This is a genomic window from Acidobacteriota bacterium (genome assembly GCA_009691245.1).
GTDB lineage: Bacteria > Acidobacteriota > Terriglobia > 2-12-FULL-54-10 > 2-12-FULL-54-10 > SHUM01.
Window position 1 is genome coordinate 1 of sequence record SHUM01000064.1, and the last position, 18581, is coordinate 18581.

Annotated in this window: 10 protein-coding genes; 6 read left to right on the forward strand and 4 right to left on the reverse strand. The window is 61.5% G+C overall.

Annotated elements, in window-relative coordinates; translation table 11 throughout:
- The 4 genes from EXQ56_13065 to EXQ56_13080 form a co-directional block, all read right to left on the reverse strand.
- A partial coding sequence (locus tag EXQ56_13065) for a carboxypeptidase regulatory-like domain-containing protein (protein ID MSO21361.1) occupies window positions 1–534 on the reverse strand: 534 nt, incomplete at its 3' end.
- Window positions 535–696: 162 nt separating this feature from the next.
- The gene (locus tag EXQ56_13070) at window positions 697–2388 is read right to left on the reverse strand and encodes an ankyrin repeat domain-containing protein (protein ID MSO21362.1); all 1692 of its coding nucleotides are present in this window, start codon (window positions 2386–2388) and stop codon (window positions 697–699) included.
- 12 nt (window positions 2389–2400) lie between these two features.
- A complete protein-coding gene (locus tag EXQ56_13075; protein ID MSO21363.1) occupies window positions 2401–3738 on the reverse strand; it encodes a DUF1552 domain-containing protein in 1338 nt (445 codons plus the stop codon).
- Window positions 3735–6224, reverse strand: coding sequence for a DUF1592 domain-containing protein (locus EXQ56_13080; GenBank protein ID MSO21364.1), 2490 nt, complete (start codon window positions 6222–6224; stop codon window positions 3735–3737). The genes EXQ56_13075 and EXQ56_13080 overlap by 4 nt, the downstream gene beginning before the upstream one ends.
- Window positions 6225–6583: 359 nt before the next feature.
- Between EXQ56_13080 and bla the strand changes: the two genes are divergently transcribed.
- The 6 genes from bla to EXQ56_13110 all read left to right on the forward strand — a co-directional run bounded on the left by bla (window position 6584) and on the right by EXQ56_13110 (window position 17931).
- Window positions 6584–7492 (forward strand): subclass B3 metallo-beta-lactamase, encoded by a 909-nt coding sequence (gene bla, locus EXQ56_13085; GenBank protein ID MSO21365.1) that lies wholly within the window; start codon window positions 6584–6586, stop codon window positions 7490–7492.
- Between the two features lie 106 nt (window positions 7493–7598).
- Window positions 7599–10742 carry a hypothetical protein gene (locus EXQ56_13090; GenBank protein MSO21366.1) on the forward strand — a complete coding sequence of 1048 codons (3144 nt, stop codon included), beginning with the start codon at window positions 7599–7601 and terminating at the stop codon, window positions 10740–10742.
- 138 nt (window positions 10743–10880) lie between these two features.
- Window positions 10881–13346 (forward strand): DUF1592 domain-containing protein, encoded by a 2466-nt coding sequence (locus tag EXQ56_13095; GenBank protein MSO21367.1) that lies wholly within the window; start codon window positions 10881–10883, stop codon window positions 13344–13346.
- Window positions 13343–14686: a DUF1552 domain-containing protein gene (locus EXQ56_13100; GenBank protein MSO21368.1), complete on the forward strand. Its 1344-nt coding sequence runs from the start codon at window positions 13343–13345 to the stop codon at window positions 14684–14686. Before EXQ56_13095 ends, EXQ56_13100 begins: the two co-directional genes overlap by 4 nt.
- Before the next feature lie 23 nt (window positions 14687–14709).
- A complete protein-coding gene (locus EXQ56_13105; GenBank protein ID MSO21369.1) occupies window positions 14710–16548 on the forward strand; it encodes a hypothetical protein in 1839 nt (612 codons plus the stop codon).
- Between the two features lie 546 nt (window positions 16549–17094).
- Complete coding sequence (locus tag EXQ56_13110) at window positions 17095–17931, forward strand: hypothetical protein (protein MSO21370.1); 837 nt, start codon at window positions 17095–17097, stop codon at window positions 17929–17931.
- Window positions 17932–18581: the final 650 nt, after the last annotated feature.

The window sequence follows — 18581 nt, forward strand, 5'->3', positions numbered from 1 at the left end:
GGCGTTGCGGTGCTGGGTGATGCCGGGCTGCAGCAGCGTGAGGCCCATGAAGCTGCGCCCCTCGAGCGGCAGTTCAGCAACCCGTTCTTCGCTTACCAGTCCACCGAGCGAACCCGAGGTGGTGTTAACCAGAGGCGCCTCTGCCGTTACGGAAACCGTTTCCTCCACGCGACCCACTTGCAGCGTGAAGTTCAGCACTGCCTCCAGAGATACAGTCAGCGTCAGTCCACTTTGCAACGCTGATTGAAACCCGGAGTGCTCCACGCGAACTTCATACTGACCCACCGGCAGCGCCGGCAAACGGTACGAGCCCTGCACGCCGGTAACGGTGGTGCGGGTCTGTCCCGTGTCCGTGTTTCTCGCCACAACGTTGGCCCCGGGAATCAGTGCGTCCGAGCTATCGCGAACCACTCCCATGATGGTTCCCGTCGGCAGCTGGCCGTAAGCGTTTCTGCCGGAGATTCCTGTAAGAGCAATTAGCAATGTGCCTATGGTCAACCACAACAATCTGATGTTTGTACGAGCTTTGTTCATGCGCCCTCCCCGGCTGTTCTAACGTGTAAGTCTCTTGCAGACACACTCGCTCCTGCGCTGCCTGAAAACGGATTTAAAAAATAAGAGGATCCTCGAACCGGCCATCGCCTGCCATCTTTGCTTACCTGACCCATGCCCCGAAAAACCTGACCAACCAGTCCGCTACTTTGTGGCAGACTGATCCGCGGAACTCCACCCCGCAGCGGCCTGAGTGCGCCGCTCAATCTTCAGCTTGTCCACCGGCGTTGCACCCAGCTTCAGCAACAGCTCTGCCGTGCTGGCGTGAGGACGCGGAACTTGAATCCAGCGCTTGTTAAAAATCCCGATCAAGCGCTTGGGATCGCCAGCAGCGATCAGCAGGGCGGTGCGTCCGTAGTTGTCCATGGCGTTGACGTCGGCGCCGCGAGCGGCAAGAAGACGAATGATCTCATCTTCGCCGCAGTATGCGGCTCCCTGCAGCGCGGTGCGCCCGCCACTCTCCCGCGCGTTCACGTCCGAACCCAACTCCAGCAGCAGCTTTACGGCGTCCAGCGCTTCGGCGGACTTCTTCGCGCCGCGATCGGACACTCGGCCCAGGCCGGCGGCCACCATCAATGGAGTGGCGCGCTCCGCGGTGGTCAGTTTCGGATCTGCTCCGGCAGCCAGCAACATGCGCATGATGGACACATCGGCGGAAGCGGAGGCCAGCAGAAACGGGGTGATTCCGGCGTGGTTCAACTGAGGAATCTGGAAGTTTCCGATGCGCCGCAGTTGTGGGAAATCATAGGGCGGAAAGCCAGTGGTAACGCGAATATTGGAGTCGGCGCCATGAGCCAGCAAGGCTTGGACCACGCCCGGAAGATTGGGACGAAACCAGGTGACATCGGTAGGCAGTGGGCGACCGTCGCCAATGCTGAGGAATCCTTCCCAGATGGCGTAGTGCAGCGCGGAGACCCCGTAGCTATCGACCTCATTGGGGCGGGCGCCATGCTCAATCAGGAAGCGGGCTACTTCGTCATGTCCACTAGCGGTGGCGATGATGAGCGGAGTGCCGTCGGGCGCGGAGGCGTTCACATCCGCACCGGCCTTCACCAGCAGCTCCGAGGTGCGCAGGTTACCCTGCTGGGCGGCAAACATCAGCGGGGTGAATCCGCCTTTTGAGCTGTAGGGGTCCGGGTGCGTGCCGGAAACATTGGGGCGGTTGGTGCTGTCGGCGCCGGTGTCATCAATGGCCACCGAAACGTCCCAGTAGTAAGTCTTGTGCTTTAGCGGCGGAGCGCCGGCAATGGCGTGCGAGGCGGTATTCACTTCCGCGCCGGCTGCCACTAGCGCCGCAGCCACCTCAGCGTGCCCTGCCGCGACCGCCCACATTAGCGCCGTCTGGCCGCGCCGCTCTTCGCGATGATTCGCGTTGCCGCCGCGCGATAGCATGGTCTGAACGGGCTTCAGCAGTCCGCTGCGCGCGCAGATCATCAGCGGAGTCTCGCCACTCCAGAGTTTTGCATTGGGACTTGCGCCGGCCTGCAGGAGTCGCTGGGCCATCGGTTCGCTGCCGTTTGAGCAAGCAAGTGCCAGAGCGGTAACGCCATTCTCGTTGGCCGCATCGAGCTTGGCGCCTTTAGCGATTAGTTGATCGGTAATCTCGGCATCGTCCCAATGTGCGGCCCAGGCCAGAGCAGTCGAACCATCCGCCTGCGTCGCATTCACGTCGACTCCCTGTCGCAACAGATTAAGCGCGGTAGCGCGATCCTGCTTTTGCAGTGCATCCACAAGGCGCAAGTCCGGACCGGCGGATGCGGCGGAGTTGGCCAAAGCGAAAGCCAGTGCCAGGGCCGCCAAGCGTCGAGGCAAAATATTCAAAATTCGCTCACGCATAGATGCAGACCTCTAGGCAAGAGAAAGCAGATCGAGTTTATTGCTGCTGTCGCCGAATTTTTCCTGAGACACACCGGCCAGGTTCAGCACGGTGAGCAGGAAGTTGGTATGCGGCGTATCCATGGGAAAAACCAGGTGCCGGCCGCCCTTGACCTGTCCGTATCCTCCGCCGGCAAGCAGCGCAGGAAGATTCTTTGGCGAGTGCATGCTGCCATCGCCCATCGAGCTGCCGTAGACGACCAGTGAGTGATCGAGCAATGAGCCGTCGCCATCGGGCGTCGCCTGCAGCTTGTCGAGATAATATTGGAACATCTCGGAGTGGAACGTGCCGATGCGGACCATTTTCGAAATCATGTCGGTGTTGCCGTTGTGGTGCGACAGCGCGTGGTGCGCCTCATCGACGCCGATCTCGCGATAGATGCGGTCGCTCTTCTCAATGCCCAGCATGAAGGTGGTGACGCGGGTCATGTCGGTACGGAAGGCCAGCACCTGAAGGTCAAACATTAGCCGCGCGTAATCGTCGTATCTTTCCGGGATGCCGGCGGGGCGTTGGACCACGGGCAACTCACGCGCGGTGGTCTGTTCAGCTCTGGCGATGCCGCGCTCCACCTCACGCACGCTGTCCAGATACTCTTCCACCTGGGACTGGTCTGAGGTGCTCACCTGGTTCATCAGGCGCTTGATGTCGCCGGTCATGGCATCCAGAATGCTGCGGTTCTGTTGGATCAGCCTCTTGCGATCGGCCGCGCTGGTGGACTCGGACTGGCCGAACAGCCGCTCGAAGACCGCGCGGGGATTGGTTTCCACGGGCTGCGGAGTTTTGCCGCTACGCCAGGAGAGAGAGTTCAGATACGCGTCGCTGTCGGCATTGTCATTGCTTCCCACCATGGCGCGCTGGTCGAGCGAAAGCTCGAGCGAAGCAAGTTGGGTGGCTTTGCCCAATTCGCGAGCGGCAATCTGGTCAGCGGAAACGCCGAGCTCACCGGTTTTGCCAAGATGAATTCCTGTCAAATAGGATGCCGCCGGGCGCGCATGGCCGCCTGCACTCTCGCCGGGCAGCGGCTCGGCTGGGCGGTTGTGCAGGCCGCTGATGACTAGCAGGCGATCCTTCAAAGGCGCCAGTGGCTTCAGGATCGGCGACAGCTCGTAGGCCCGCCCCTCGCCCTTCGGAGTCCACTGCGACATGATGCTGCCGTTGGGCATGTAAACGAATGACAGCCGGGTGGCTCGCGTAGCGTCGGCAGGCCGGGCAAGGGCCGGCATCATGCTACCCAGCATGGGCAGCGCCACCGTGGCGCCCGCAGTCTTCAGGAACGTGCGGCGTGGCAGTGCTTTCTTGAAGATCATCATGGCTTACTCTCCTTCATGCCTGTCTGCTCAATCTTTTGTAGCGCCAGTTTCTCGGCGCCGGCGGTGCGGCGCATCTGGAAGGGCGCGCTTTCCACAACGCCGTACAGCACGGCCGACCAGCGGTAGTCGCTGGCGGCGTTGCGCACAATGCGACGCACAACGGGTGCGTCGTAATACTCGAGTCTGCGGCCCAGTGCATAGATGAGCAGCTTCTCTGTTACTGTCTGGACGAACTGCTCCGGGTTGGCCAGAAGCATATCCTGCAACTCGCGCGGTCCTGAAAACTTGCGTCCGTCAATCAGCGTGCCGGAGGAATCAATGGCGGTTGCACCCTCGCGCGACCGCCACTGGCCGATGCCATCGAAGTTTTCGAGCGCGAACCCGAGCGGATCCATCTTGGCGTGGCAGCTGGCGCAGACCGGATTACCGCGGTGCTCTTCCATGCGTTGCCGCATGGTGAGCTGGCTCTTCGCTCCGCCATCGTCCTTCAGCGCGGGGACGTTGGGCGGGGGCGGTGGTGGCGGTGTGCCGAGCAGGTTCTCAAGTATCCACTTGCCGCGAATGGTGGGTGCGGTGCGGTTGGCGTAGGAGGTTACGGTCAGGATGCTGCCATGGCCAAGCAGGCCTCGGCGATTCGAGTCGGTCAGCAGGACTTTGCGGAACTGCGAACCTTGCACGCCGGCGACCTCGTAGTGTCGCGCCAGCCGCTCGTTCAAGAAGGTGTAATCGGCGCGGAGCAAATCCGTGATGGGCCGGTCGGCCTGCAACATATCCTTCACGAGCAAGAGAGTTTCCTGTCGGAAAGCGCGCGTAAGGTTTTCGTCGAAGTCTGGATAGATGTTCGGGTCGGGAGCCACCGAAGCCAGATTGCGCAAATAGAGCCACTGCCCGGCGAAGTTGTTGGCCAGAGCAGCGGCGCGACTGTCTGACAGCATACGGTTAAACTGCTGCTTAAGCATGCCCGCCGCGCGCAGGCGGCCCTTCTCCGCCAGCGCCAGCAACTCGGCATCCGGCGCGCTGCTCCACAAGAAGAAGGATAGCCGCGAGGCCAGTTCCAATTCGCTGACTTGATAGCTTCCGCCCGGCGCCTGCCGCGGCGGGTCGCGTTCGATGCGGAAAAGAAATTCCGGGCTGGTGAGCAGGCGCTTCAGAGCAGCGCGGATGCCGTCATCGAAGGTTCCGTCCGCGCGAGCCAGCGTGTAGAAGGGCAGAATTTGCTTCACGTCCTGCGCCGTGATGGGCCGCCGGAACAGCTGCTGCGCCAGATTGCGGATGATTCGCTCCGCGCAAGCCGTTTGTGTTCCGTCCGCTGTCGCCTGTGGGGCTGGGTTGCAAACGAATACTTTCTTCCGGCTGGGTCCCTCGACCATGCCAACAGGATTGTAGGGCCCGCCGATGGTAACGCTGTCGAGCGCCGGGATGCCGCCTTTGTAGGATTCCAGTTCCGACAGCACCAGTCGCGGTGTCCTCACACCTTCTTTGACTGAGTTGTCCTTCAGGAAGGATACGCCGACCTTGTGGACGCCTCCGGTGACTTTAACCCGCACTTCCAGGTCGGAGTCTGCCAGCGTCTCATAGGCCTCCCGTTCGGGATCGCCACGTGAGTCCGGGCTGGTAAAAGTGAACAGCGGGCCGGAGTTCCCGTGATCCTCGCCGCCCACGCGGAACAGCTTCACCCTTGCGCCATCCACGAGCACGTCAATGAAGTTCGGTTCAGCCAGGCCACGGATGTAATCAATATTGTTGCGTTGCAGGCGCAGGCGGATGGTGTACTCCCCGCTTAGCGGGAAGTTGTGTCGCACTACGGTGCCGCCGCGCGAGCCAAACGGCAACTCCTCGCTGACACGCTCATCCTGAATCAGACGCAGCGGGACTTTGTAACTCTTGAGCACCGGCTTGGCCGCCGGGTCGCCCACGGCCAGGCGGCTGATCTCTTCGGACGCCGCTAGATACCGCTCAATCAGTAGCGGTGATACCGTCAGCATTTCTGCCACGGTGTCAAAGCCGTAGCCGGAGTCATCCAACGGCAGCAGGCTTTCCGTGTCCACGTCTACGGCCAGGACATCGCGGATTACGTTCCCATACTCGGCGCGATTCAGGCGATGGAAGGCCGCGACGCGGCCGGGATTGGGTTGGCTCGCAGCTGCCTGATCCAACTCGCGCTCAAGATAGCCGGCCATGCCCTGATAGGTCGCTGGATCGGGCCGTGGGGCTCCTGCCGGCGGCATCTGCCCGGTGCGGAGTTTGCGCAGCACTTTCTCCCAGACCGGCGCGGCCTCGCCAACCTTGCGTGGGTCGGCCTGATCCAGGCTGAGCCCGGCGGTATTCAGCCGCTGATTGTGGCAGGTAATGCAGTAGCGTTCCAGCACCGGGCGATAGTCGTCCGTGCCGGCTCCCTTGGTGGGAGCGGTGGCGCTCTGGGCGAGCGCAAGGCTGCCGAGCGCGAAAATCTGCAGAATGGCTCCGAGCCGCAAGATGCTCTTCATAAGCTATACAACCCTATCGGATCGGATCGCGCAGCGGACGCCCAGGCTGCGAGTCAGGCTGCCCATGGAAGGATACCCAGTTGAATCTTGCCTCAGCACAACCGGCTTGTCAATCAGAGTTTTAGACCGTGTTCGCAGGCTCTCGGCAAGTTTGGAAATGGCTAGTTGTCCGTGCTGACAGATTCTTACCTATGACAGTTGCGGGGAATAGTAATCGGCAGACCGCCGCACTTTCCTATTGACCTTTCTGGCCTCAGGGCATATCCTGCTCTCGCTTTTAGAACTGGGTCAAGCTGACAGTTATGACAGGCGTCGCAGCCTGCTCCTGAGATGCCTGCGCGTAAAACGGGGATTCCGTGATGAAGAAATACAAGGGCCGGAATGCATTCGGCTTTCTATTGGCATTGTGCGCTAGTGTGGCTCTGGCGGTTGGCCTGGCAGTTCCGGTCCACGCACAGATTCCCACCTGTGGAACCACCTGCACCAACGAGAAGATCAAGCCCTACCGCATCATCGGCAACATTTACTGGATCGGCCTGTCCGACCACGGCTCACTCCTTCTGACCTCGCCGCAGGGGCACATTATGATCGACACCGGCGCGGAAGAATACGGACACTGGATTCGCCAGAACATTGAAGAGCTGGGCTTCAAACTCAAGGACATCAAGTACATTCTGGGCAGCCACTCCCACGCCGACCACGTCGGCGGCTTCTCGGCCTTTCGCGAACTCACCGGCGCCAAGCTGGTGATCGGCGAGCCGGATATCGACATCCTGGCCACCGGCGGGCACTCCGACTACCGCGGCGGCACGGAATATTTCAAGCCGGTGAAGGTGGACAAGGGCATCAAGAACGGCGAGAAGATTCAAGTCGGTCCCATCACCTTGGTGGCGCACATCACTCCGGGCCACACGCGCGGCTGCACCACCTGGACCACCACGGTGCAAGACGAGGGCCGCACGCTGAATGTGGTGATCCCCTGCGAGATGGCCGTGGCCGGTGAGCGCGCTCCTTTGCTGAACAACGCCAAGTACCCGCAGATCGCCGATGACTACCGCAAGTCCTTCGCTTACGCTCGCAAACTGCCCGTGGATGTGTTCCTCACGCTGCGCACCACTACGCATCAGCGGCTGGACAAGCTGAAGCGGCTGGAGGCCGGCGAGAAGCCCAATCCATTTATCGACCCGAAAGGCTTGCAGAGGTTTGTGGATGAATACGAGAAAGCTTATTTGAAGCAGCTTGCCGACGAGGAAGCCGCGAAGAAGTAGTCTGCCCGGCCGCGGCCCCTCTGCCGGTCCGGCCACGTTGTTTCTGTTCAGAAAGAGACCGACCCCCGCGCATTAATCGACCAAGCTGACCGCACTTGGAGGCGTTATGACGAACCGGAAATCTTTGTTTCTTGTCCTTGCGATTCTGCTGGCTGGCCCGCTGGGCTACGCGCAGCTTCCCGTGGGAGCGATATCAGGGACCACTCGCGATGCTTCCGGAGCCGTTACGCCGGGCGTGGCCGTGAAGGTCGCCAGCCAGAGCACGGGTGAAGTCCGCACCGCCGCCACGGATAATCAGGGCCGCTACATCATTCCTAACTTGCGCCCCGGCGACTATGACGTGCAGGCCTCGCTCACCGGGTTTCAGACCTCCACGCGCAAGGCCGTTCACGTCGAAATTGGCGGCGAATCCCGCGTCGATGTGGAGATGCAGATTGGCGAGGTGCAGCAGCAGGTGGAGGTAACCGGCGAGCTGCCCACGGTGAATACCACCAACTCCGAGGTCTCCGGGCTGGTGGAGGCCGAGCAGGTGCAGAGCCTACCGCTCAATGGCCGCAGCTTCACGGACCTGCTGACGCTCGAGCCGGGCGTGCGTTACATCACCGCGGGCGCCACGGGCTCGGTGAGTGGGCAGGGCAAGCGAATTTCCATTAGCGGTGGCCGCTCCACTGGCAACACATTTCTGCTGGACGGCTCCGACATCAATGACAAGAACGCCGTAGTGCCAGGCAGCATTGCCGGCGTACTGCTCGGCGTGGATACCGTGGCGGAGTTCAAGGTGCTGGCCAACGCCTATGGCGCCGAGTATGGCACGCGCGCCGGCGGCGTGGTGAGCGCCGTTACGCAGGCCGGCAGCAACCAGCTGCACGGCAAGGTGTTCGAGTATCTGCGCAACAGCGCGATCGATGCCCGGGACTTCTTTGACCGCGATCCGCGCAACCCCACGCGCCGCAGCGATCCACCGCCGTTCAAGCAAAACCAGTACGGCTTCGTGGTGGGCGGCCCAGTCAAGCAGGACCGCACGTTCCTGTTTGGCAGCTTTGAGGGGTTGCGCCAGCGGCTCGGCCGCACGCTGTTTGGCCGCGTACCCACCGCAGCCGCGCGCGCCGGGGCGCTCGGTCCAGTGGACCCCGGGGTGGTTCCCTTCATCAACATCTTCCCGCTGCCCAATGGCCAGGATTTTGGCAACGGAACGGCCGAGTACGTTCTTCCTCAGACCATTCCCACCAATGAGGATTATTTCCTGCTTCGCGCCGATCACCGGCTCTCGGAGAAGTACTCGCTCTTCGGTCGCTACGTTCTGGACGATGCCGACAAGTTGAACGCCAGCGACACGGGCCTGTTCCGCGAGGCGCTCGAGTCGCGCAACCAGTGGTTCACGCTTTCCACCAATCAAGTGCTCTCGGCACGGCTGATCAACACCGCGCAGATCGCCTACAATCGCGCCAAGGAGTTCGTCTCGAACCCGCCCGGAGCGCAGGGCTTTGATCTCTCCCGACTGGAATTTCTCCCCGGCCGCGGCATGGGTTCGCTGGCCGTTTCCGGACTCTCGGCCATCGGTGTTGGTGCCACCAACCCGCAGAAATACATCACCAACAACTTCCAGTATTTCGACAATGCCGTTTATGTTCTGGGCCGCCACAACATGAAGTTCGGCGGCATGTTCACTCGCATCCAGTTCAATGACTTCTTCGGCGTGCGCTACACCGGCGCCTTCGCCTTCGCCAACCTCAATAACTTCCTGCGCAATGAGCCGCAGCAGTTTTTCGGCACCATCTTCTCCGATCCCGTGCGCGGCGTGCGCCAGAACCTGGCCGCCCTGTACGTGCAGGACGACTTTAAGCTTACCGACAACCTAACGCTCAATTTGGGCCTGCGCTACGAGTTCATCACCGTGCCCACCGAAGTGAACGGCAAGATATCCAATCTGCGCAATGTGCTGCGCGACGCCGACTTCACCGTGGGCGATCCCTACTTCCAGAATCCTTCCAAGAAAAACTTTGCGCCGCGCCTGGGCCTGGCCTGGGATCCGTTCGCCAACGGCAAAACCAGCGTGCGCGCCGGTGTGGGCGTCTTCTATGACGAAATCCTACCCTACTACTACCGAGCCACGGTCAACTTTGTGCCGCCCTTTAACATCACCTACCGGCTGACCGGCGCCAAGCTTCCGCTGGCCTGGGCACCGGGCCAGCCGCTGCCCGCCGCGGAGCGCTCTGTGCTGGGCACGCTCGAATATCAGACCGCTCAGCCCTATGCACTGCAGTACAACTTCACGCTGGAGCAACAGGTAGGCAGCGGCACCAGCGTGGTGGCCGGCTACCGTGGCTATCGCGGTATCAAGCTCTTAGGCATCACTAACGTCAACCAGCGGATTCCCACTCGCATCGAAGCCGATGGACGCAAGTTCTGGGACGGCGACGCAAATGGCAATCCCATTGCGCCGCGCCCGAATCCCAATTTCACGGACTTGTTCATCTACCCGGCGCGCGATTCCTGGTACAACGGGCTGGACATTGGCGTAAACCGCCGCTTCTCCAGCGGCATGCAGTTCCAGTTTTCTTACAGTTACGCCAAGTCCATTGACACGGCCTCGGGCCACTCCGGCACCACGAATCTGACCAGCGCCACCGACTTTCCGCAAGATCAGATCAATCCCAAGGGCAGCGAGAAGGCGCTCTCCGGCTTCGACATCCGCAACTACTTCCGCTCGAACTTTATTTACGATTTGCCGCTGGCCAAGAACTCGACTGGCCTGACCAAGGCCGTGCTGGGCGACTGGCAGGTGAACGGGCTACTAACGCTGACCGATGGCTCGCCGGTGAACATCAACTTGACCTTCAACCGCTCCCGCTCGGGCAACACCGGTTATGCGGACAACAATGACCGGCCCAACCTGAAGACCGGCTTCAGCAACAATCCGCAGATCGGCGATCCGAATCAGTGGTATGACCGCAGCGCGTTCGAGTTGCAGCCTGCCGGCTACTTCGGCAACTTGGCCAAAAACACGGTCATCAGTCCGGGCTTGGCCACGTTCGATTTCTCGCTAATAAAAAATTTCCGTCTCGGCGAGTCGCGCAATATCGAGTTCCGCTCCGAGTTCTTCAACCTCCTCAATCGTGCGAACTTCGGCGTGCCGGACCGCTTCATTTTCGTGAACGCCACGGGTGTGCCCAGCCCCACGGCAGGCTTGATCCGGTCCACCAGCACCTCGTCGCGGCAGATTCAGTTTGCGCTGAAGCTGTCGTTTTAGCCCGGCAGGTGCTTTTGCCGCAACCGGTATTGATTGACTTGGCGAGCTTCCTTGCGGTATCAATGTGGTGGCAAGGAAGCTCGTGTCCGCAGCCGCTGGCGGCCGGGAGAGCCCGGCGTCCGCAGGAAGAGATTCCGGATGCGCCAGATTTGGCAGTTCACCGCCTCTGTGTTCCTCAGCTTCCCGCTGGCGATTACCGCCGCGGGCCAGCAATCCTCCATTCAGTCAACCCCAGCATCGGCATCGCAGTTGCAGGGGATGGTCAAGCAGTATTGTCTGGGCTGCCACAATGATCGCCTTATGACAGCCGGGCTTTCGCTCGAAAGCGCTCCGGTGGAGCAGCTCGCCTCCTCGCCTGCTATCTGGGAAAAGGTGGTTCTGAAGTTGCGCGCGGGGCAAATGCCCCCGATGGGCCTGCCGCGACCTGATGCCCAGAGCTCTCGCACCGCCATCAACTATCTAGAAAGCGAGCTGGACCGCGCCGCCGCCGCGGCTCCCAATCCAGGCCGCACAGCCGCCGCGCACCGGCTGAACCGAGCCGAGTACACCAACGCCATCCGCGACCTGCTGGAGCTGGAGATTGACGCGGAGGCCTTCCTGCCCGCCGATGACTCCAGCGGATTTGATAACAACGGCGACCTGCTCTCCATCTCGCCTGTGCTGATGGAGAAATACATTAACTCCGCGCGCAGGATCAGCCAGTTGGCCGTGGGCAATACAGACGTCTCGGCTGATACGCAGACCTACGACATGCCGCTGCTGCTGATTCAGGATGACCGCATGAGCGAGCAGTTGCCGTTCGGCTCTCGCGGCGGGGTGGCCATCCGGCACCACTTTCCTGTGGATGGGGAATACGGCATCAAGCTACGCCTGCAGCGCACCCCAGACCGCGGCTATGTGCGCGGCATCTCCGAGCCGCACTTCATTGACGTGCGTCTGGATGGCGAGCGGCTGAAGCTGTTCAGCTTCGGTGGAGAACACAAGGGCAAAGCCGAGGGCTCCGCCGCGGCCGACTCCTCGCCGCCGGACCCAGTCGAGTCGGAGTATCAGCGCACCGCCGATGCCGGACTTGATCTGCGCGTTCAGGCGCGCGCCGGCACGCGGTTGGTGCAGGTGGCTTTTCTCAAGGAGGGTGGCGCGCGTGAGGGCGTCTTCCAGACGCGCGCGCGCACCAACCTGCTCACCTTGGCCACGGGCGAAGGTGACGAGACGAATGCCTCAGTGACCGCTGGCCTCGGCAGCGTTACCATCTCGGGGCCGTTCCAGGTTACCGGCCCCGGCGACACGCCGAGCCGCGGGCGAATCTTCATGTGTCAGCCATCAACCGGCGCAGCTCCGGCGGAGGAAGAAGATTGCGCCCGCCGAATTCTTGGCAAGCTGGCTCATCGCGCCTTCCGCGGAAATACGGCTCCCGCTTCGCTGGATTCGCTTGTGGAACTGTTCCGCCAGGGCCGCCAGGGCGGGTTGCCCGGCGCGTTCGACCGCGGCATCGAGTTGGCCGTGCAGGGCATGTTGGTGATGCCGCAGTTCCTGTTCCGCGTGCAAAAGGACCCTGAGGGTCTGGGCCCGAATCAGCCTTACCGCATCAGCGATCTGGATCTGGCTTCGCGCCTCTCATTTTTCTTGTGGAGCAGCATACCGGACGAAGCATTGCTCGAGGTGGCGGAGAGCGGCAAGCTACACAATCCTGAACAGCTCCGCGCACAGGTGCGGCGCATGATTGCGGACCCGCGCTCCCGGGCGCTGGTCGAAAACTTTGCTGGTCAATGGCTCTACCTGCGCAACGTGAAGACGGCTCGCCCCAACCAGGACATCTTTAGCGATTTCGACGAGAACCTTCGCGCTGCTTTCGAGCAGGAGACCAACCTCTTTCTCGATTACATGATCCGCGAGGACCGTCCCGCCCTCGACCTGCTGCGCTCCGACTTCACTTTCGTCAACGAGCGACTGGCGCGCCATTACGGCATCACCGGCGTCCACGGCGGTCGCTTCCGCAAGGTTCCACTGGCCGACCTCAACCGCCGCGGGCTGCTGGGCCAGGGCAGCATCCTCACCGTTACGGCGCTGGCCAACCGCACTTCGCCGGTGATGCGCGGCAAGTGGGTGCTGGAGAATTTCCTGGGCACGCCGCCGCCCGACGCGCCGCCCTCGGTCCCCGCGTTGAAGGACAAGAATAAGGATGGCAAGGTGCTCACTATGCGCCAGCAGATGGAGCAGCATCGCGCCAACCCTGCTTGCGCCAGCTGCCATCGCGTGATGGATCCGCTTGGTTTCGCGCTCGAAAATTTCGATGCCGTGGGCAAGTGGCGTACCTCCGACTCCGGCGGTCCCATTGATCCCACCGGCACGCTGCCGGACGGCACGGGCTTCCAGGGTCCGGCCGAGTTGCAGCAGATTCTGCTCAAGAATCCCGAACAGTTCGTTCAGACCGTAACCCGAAAATTGCTCGCCTATTCGCTCGGCCGTGAGCTGGATTACTATGACGGCCCGGCGGTGCGCCGCATTCTGAAGGATGCCCAGGCGGCCGACTACCGCTGGTCGGCGCTGATCATGGGCATCGTCGAAAGTATGCCGTTTCAAATGAGGAGGTCGCGCGCGTCATGATGATATTCAAGAAGATTCTGCCCCGAAGAACGTTCTTGCGGGGGCTGGGCGCCGGAGTGGCCCTGCCCCTGTTGGACAGCATGGTGCCGGCCTTTGCCAGCTCGCCCGAGGCGCTGGACGCCGCCGGTAAATCGCCCGTGCGGATGTCATTTGTCTACGTGCCGAACGGCATGATTATGGACAAATGGAATCCGGCCACGCGCGGCGCGAAGTATCAGGCCAGCCCGATTCTGTCGCCGCTCGACGGCTTCCGCGATCAGTATCTGGTGCTCAGCGGATTGAACGGCGGGCCTTCGCTGATTGGCGGCCACCCGCGCGCCAGCGCCATGTGGCTCACCGGCGTGGACCCGAAGAAGTCGGCCTATGACCTGCAAGCCGGCGTCTCGGCCGATCAGCTTGCCGCGCGCGAGCTGGGCAAGGCGACGCCGATTGAGTCGCTCGAGCTGGGCGTCGAAAATCCTGCCGAGTTGGTGGGCGAGGCTTCCGGTTACAGCGCGGCCTACACCAACACCATCTCCTGGCGCACGCCCAGCCAGCCGCTACCCATGGAGCACAAGCCCCGCGTGGTCTTCGAGCGCCTGTTCGGCGATGGCGCCGGTGCCGACCCGGCCACGCGCCGCGCCCGCATCAGCGAACAGAAAAGCATCCTTGATCTCATCTCGCGCGAGGTCTCGCGGCTCAACTCCGACCTGGGCCCCTCCGACCGCAGCAAGCTGAACGAGTATCTCGATTCGGTGCGCGACGTGGAGCGGCGCATTGATCTGGCCCGCGAGCGGCCCGACCGCGGCGCGCCCGCCATGCAGCGGCCCACCGGTATCCCGGCGAAGTATGAGGACCACGTGAAGCTGATGTTCGACCTGCAGGTGCTGGCTTTCCAGTCCGGCATGACCCACATCTCCACCTTCATGATGGCGCGCGAGAAGAGCGACCTGGTCTATTCGCAGCTCGGCCAGTCCGAACCGCACCATGCCATTTCGCACAACCGCGGCGATGTGCAGAAGATCAATCTGAAGGAACAGATTGATACCTATCACGCCAAGCTGTTCGCCTACTATCTGGGCCGGCTGCGCGCCACGCCGGATGGCGACGGCACGCTGCTCGATCACTCGCTGGTGCTGTACGGCTCGGGCCTGAGCGATGGCGACCTGCACACGCAGCGCGACCTGCCGCTGCTGCTGGCCGGCGGCGCCTATGGCAAGCTGCGCGGCGGCCGCTACGTGCGCTATCCCGATGGCATGCCCCTCACCAACCTGCTGGTCTCCATGCTGGAGATCGCCGGCGTCCCCGGCGAGAAACTCGGCGATAGCAGCGGCCGGGTGGACCTCACGGTCGCAGAGTAGGCGACTGCGGGAACGATTTGCAGATGGAAGGACGGACTCCGATGCTGAATACGCGATCTGTTTTCTCTCGGTGGCTGCGCTTAACCGACGTGATGCTGGCCGTGGTGCTGTCCGTGATGCTGCTGGGCTTCGCACCTGCGGCGCTGCGCGGCGCGGCTGCTCTGTCGCTGGCTGACAGCAGGCTGCTCGAGGCCGTGAAGAATGGCGACGTCGCCATCGTGCAGCAACTGGTAGCGGCCAAGTCCGGCGTGAATTTCTCCCAGCCCGATGGCAGCACGCCGCTGATGTGGGCCGTTTACAATGATGATCACGAGATGGCCAAGGTGCTGGCCTCCGGCGGCGCCAACCTCGATGGGGCCAACGAGTATGGGGTTACGGCGCTATCGCTGGCCTGCTCGAACCGCAACGCCGAGATGGTGCGGCTGCTGCTCGACAAAGGAGCCAATCCGAATCTGGCGCTGTGGTCCGGCGAGACTCTACTGATGACCTGCGCCACCCACGGCCTGCTGCCGGCGGTGGAGGCGTTGCTGGCGCATGGGGCGGCGATCAATGCGGTGGACAAGCGCCGCGGGCAGTCCGCGCTGATGCTGGCCATTTACGAAGGGCAGAAGGATGTGGCGCGCCTGCTGATCGAGCGCGGCGCCGACATCCGACTGAAGTCCCACATGGTGCCGGACCACTCGCCGACGATCTATGAGACGTATGGTGGCGAGGTGCAGGCCAGCTCGAAGGGCGGCCATAGCGCGCTGATGTTTGCCGCGCAGCAAGGTGATATTGACAGCGCCCGGCTGCTGCTGGCCAAAGGCGCGCAGGTGAATGAGACGTCGCACGATGACGGCCCGCCGCTGGTGATCGCCGCCGCCAACGGATTTCCCGAACTGGCGATGCTGCTGCTCGACAAAGGCGCCGACCCGAACGCCACGGATTCAAGCGGCGTCACCGCGCTGCACTTTGCACTGCGCTCGGGCCTGAAGTCCCTCTACGGCATGGGCGATGATCCCATCCCCGGCGTGGTCGAAAACGAACTGGCCGAGCGCCGCGAGACTCCCACGGGGCTGGCCGCCGGCGGCATCGCCGTGAAGCAGACGGGCGAAGCCAACTCGACCAACAACGTGAACCAGCTGCTGTTGCAGTCCTCTACCAAACGCGAAGCGTCGCCCATTCTGCCCGGGCCGAGCATGCCCGCGCTGGTGAAGGCGCTGCTGGCTCGCGGAGCCGACGCGAATCTGCAGATCAGGAATTCGCCCTACCGCATGCGCACCAAGACGCGCCCGCAGATCAATCTGCCTGGTGCAACTCCGCTGCTGCTGGCCGCCGCGCATGCCGACGTGCAGACCATGCGTACACTGATCGAGTATCGCGCCAAGCCGCTGCTGGGCACGCAGGTGAATGAGGTGGAGATGGCGCGGAAAGAGTTTTCAGACGACGCCGAATTTCAGGGCAGCGTAACGCCGCTGCTGGCCGCCGCGGGCTTGGGCCGCAACCGGGAGCGCACCCCGGCAGATGAGGCCATGGCGCTCGAGGCCGTGAAGATTTTGGTCGGCATGGGCGCGGATGTGAACGCCGCGAACGAAACCGGCTGGGCTCCCATCCATGCGGCCGCGTGGACCGGGGCAACCTCGATCGTCGAGTTCCTGGCCGGGAAGGGCGCGAAACTGGATGTGCAGAACGGCTGCGGCCAAACGCCTCTTTCGCTGGCTGGCGGCACCAGCCCACTGGGCCTACGCGTGAAGCTGCGTGCGCGCGTCCCCACCGTGGAACTGCTGAAAAAACTGGGCGCCGGCAATACCGCTTCCACCGGCCCCGTGGGACATTGCATCCCCGGCCGCGTGCCGCTACTGGCCGACCTCTTCGGCCAGTAACTAGCGTGGGGCAGTGCTTCCGTCACAGATTCTGTTGGTGGTTCGATTCTCTTCTCTTCATGGTGCTTTGGCAAATGGATAATCTTGCAATCTGTACTTCTGCTGGATATCCGTTAATCTCTTGAGGATGCCCGTAGTGTCCAAATACTCGAAGGTGGTCTGCCGTGATGCGGATTTCACTTCGGGGCCAGCCTGATGGCTACCACTACAGTCCTCCCCGCATGGTCCAAAAACTCGATCTCCTTGATTCTAAATATCAATAGACTCGGGCATCTGGCCCGAACTCAGGATGCTAAAATCGTCGGATGTCGAGCATCTTTGATCCGTTTCGGTTTCTCTCCTTGGCGTTTGCCGGTTGGTTGAACCAGCATCAGCAACACCTGATTGATGACCTGGTGGAGGAAAACAGTGTTCATCGAGAACACTTGGGTCATTGTCGTCTGAGGTTTACCGCTGATCAACATCGCCGACTAGCAGCAAGAACCAAAGCAGTGAGACGATACTTGTTGTAGCAGATTGGGACGATTGTTACGCCGGAAAACCCGTTTGGCATGGCATCGAGAGCTGATTGCGACAAAGTACGACGGCAGCGGACAATGGAGTCCAGGACGCCCCGGCGTTCGAAAGGAAATTGAGGTCCTTGTCGTGCGCATGGCGCAGGAAAATCGTGATTGGGGTTACCGGCGGATTCAGGGGGCACTGCAAAACCTAGGGCACCAAGTTGCGCATGGAACCATTGCCAATATTTTAGATCGTCATGGAATCGAGCCTGCTCCGGAGCGGAAGCGCAAGACGACCTGGAAAGAGTTTTTAGCACAGCACTGGGACCAGATTGTCTCTGCCGATTTCTTCACAATTGAAGTCTGGACGCCGCGTGGACTCCAGCGGTTCCTGGTGCTGTTCTTTATCGATCTTTCCACTCGCCGAGTCAAAATCGGAGGCATCGCAAAGCTGGTCAACAGTCTATGGATTAACCAGATCACCCGCAATCTCACAGATTCGGTCGATGGAATACTAATGGGGAAGCGGTTCTTGATTCATGATCGCGACCCGCTGTTTACAGCAGAGTTTCTTGGGCTGCTGGAGGGAACCGGCATTGGATCCGTGAAGCTACCTCCACGCTCGCCGAACCTAAATGCCCACACCGAGCGATTCGTCCGCACCATCAAGGAATCGTGCCTGGAGCGAACTATTTTCTTCAGCGAAACTGCGTTGCGAAGATCGATCGCAGCATACGTGGCCCACTATCACTTGGAGCGAAATAATCAAGGCTTGGGGAACCGGTTGATCACGCCGATCAACACCGTCAAATCATCGGGCCCGGTGCAATGGCGGCAGCGCCTTGGCGGCATGCTCAGCTACTACTATCGAACCGCCGCCTAGCAAACGAGCATGCTGCGCGCCATATCCGTCTTGGCGTGTATGCTCACAGGCACTCCTGCGCCGCGTTCCGCTCAACACCCCAATTTGTTCTTATGGCAGCAGCGATGGAGACTGTAATGGTAACCATCAGGCTGGCCGCCGAAGTGAGATTCGCACCGCCGCGGTCGACATTTTAGTTTTTGGACCATACGGGGTCGGCTGGCCGGCAAACTCCCAAGATACGGCGTTGGAGGAAGCATGGGACGTTCATTCTGAAAGAATCGTCGCATACTAGGAATTGATCGCTAGGCTCCGCGGTAGAACGTCTCACGCCGTATCGCCGGAAGGTGGATTGCCTAATAAGATCTGCCGAACTTGGGTGGGTGGGATTCGAACCGCGTAAGTTGCTGGAGCGCAAGAAGTTGCCAACTCGACGAAAAAACCAGCCCGGCTAAGTTGCAGAAGACGAGCAGTCGATTTTTATGGCGGAGGATTGAGTCACCTGCGAACCTGCTCTCCGCTTGCTAACAGGGATAAATGCAGGAAATTTACACAGCTGAAAGCCGCCGGAACAATCAGCAACACGGTCGCCATGACCGGGGTTCCTTAATTACATTCCAGGCAACAAAGCTAGAAGCGCAGGCGCATGAACAGTTGCGTCACGCGGCCGC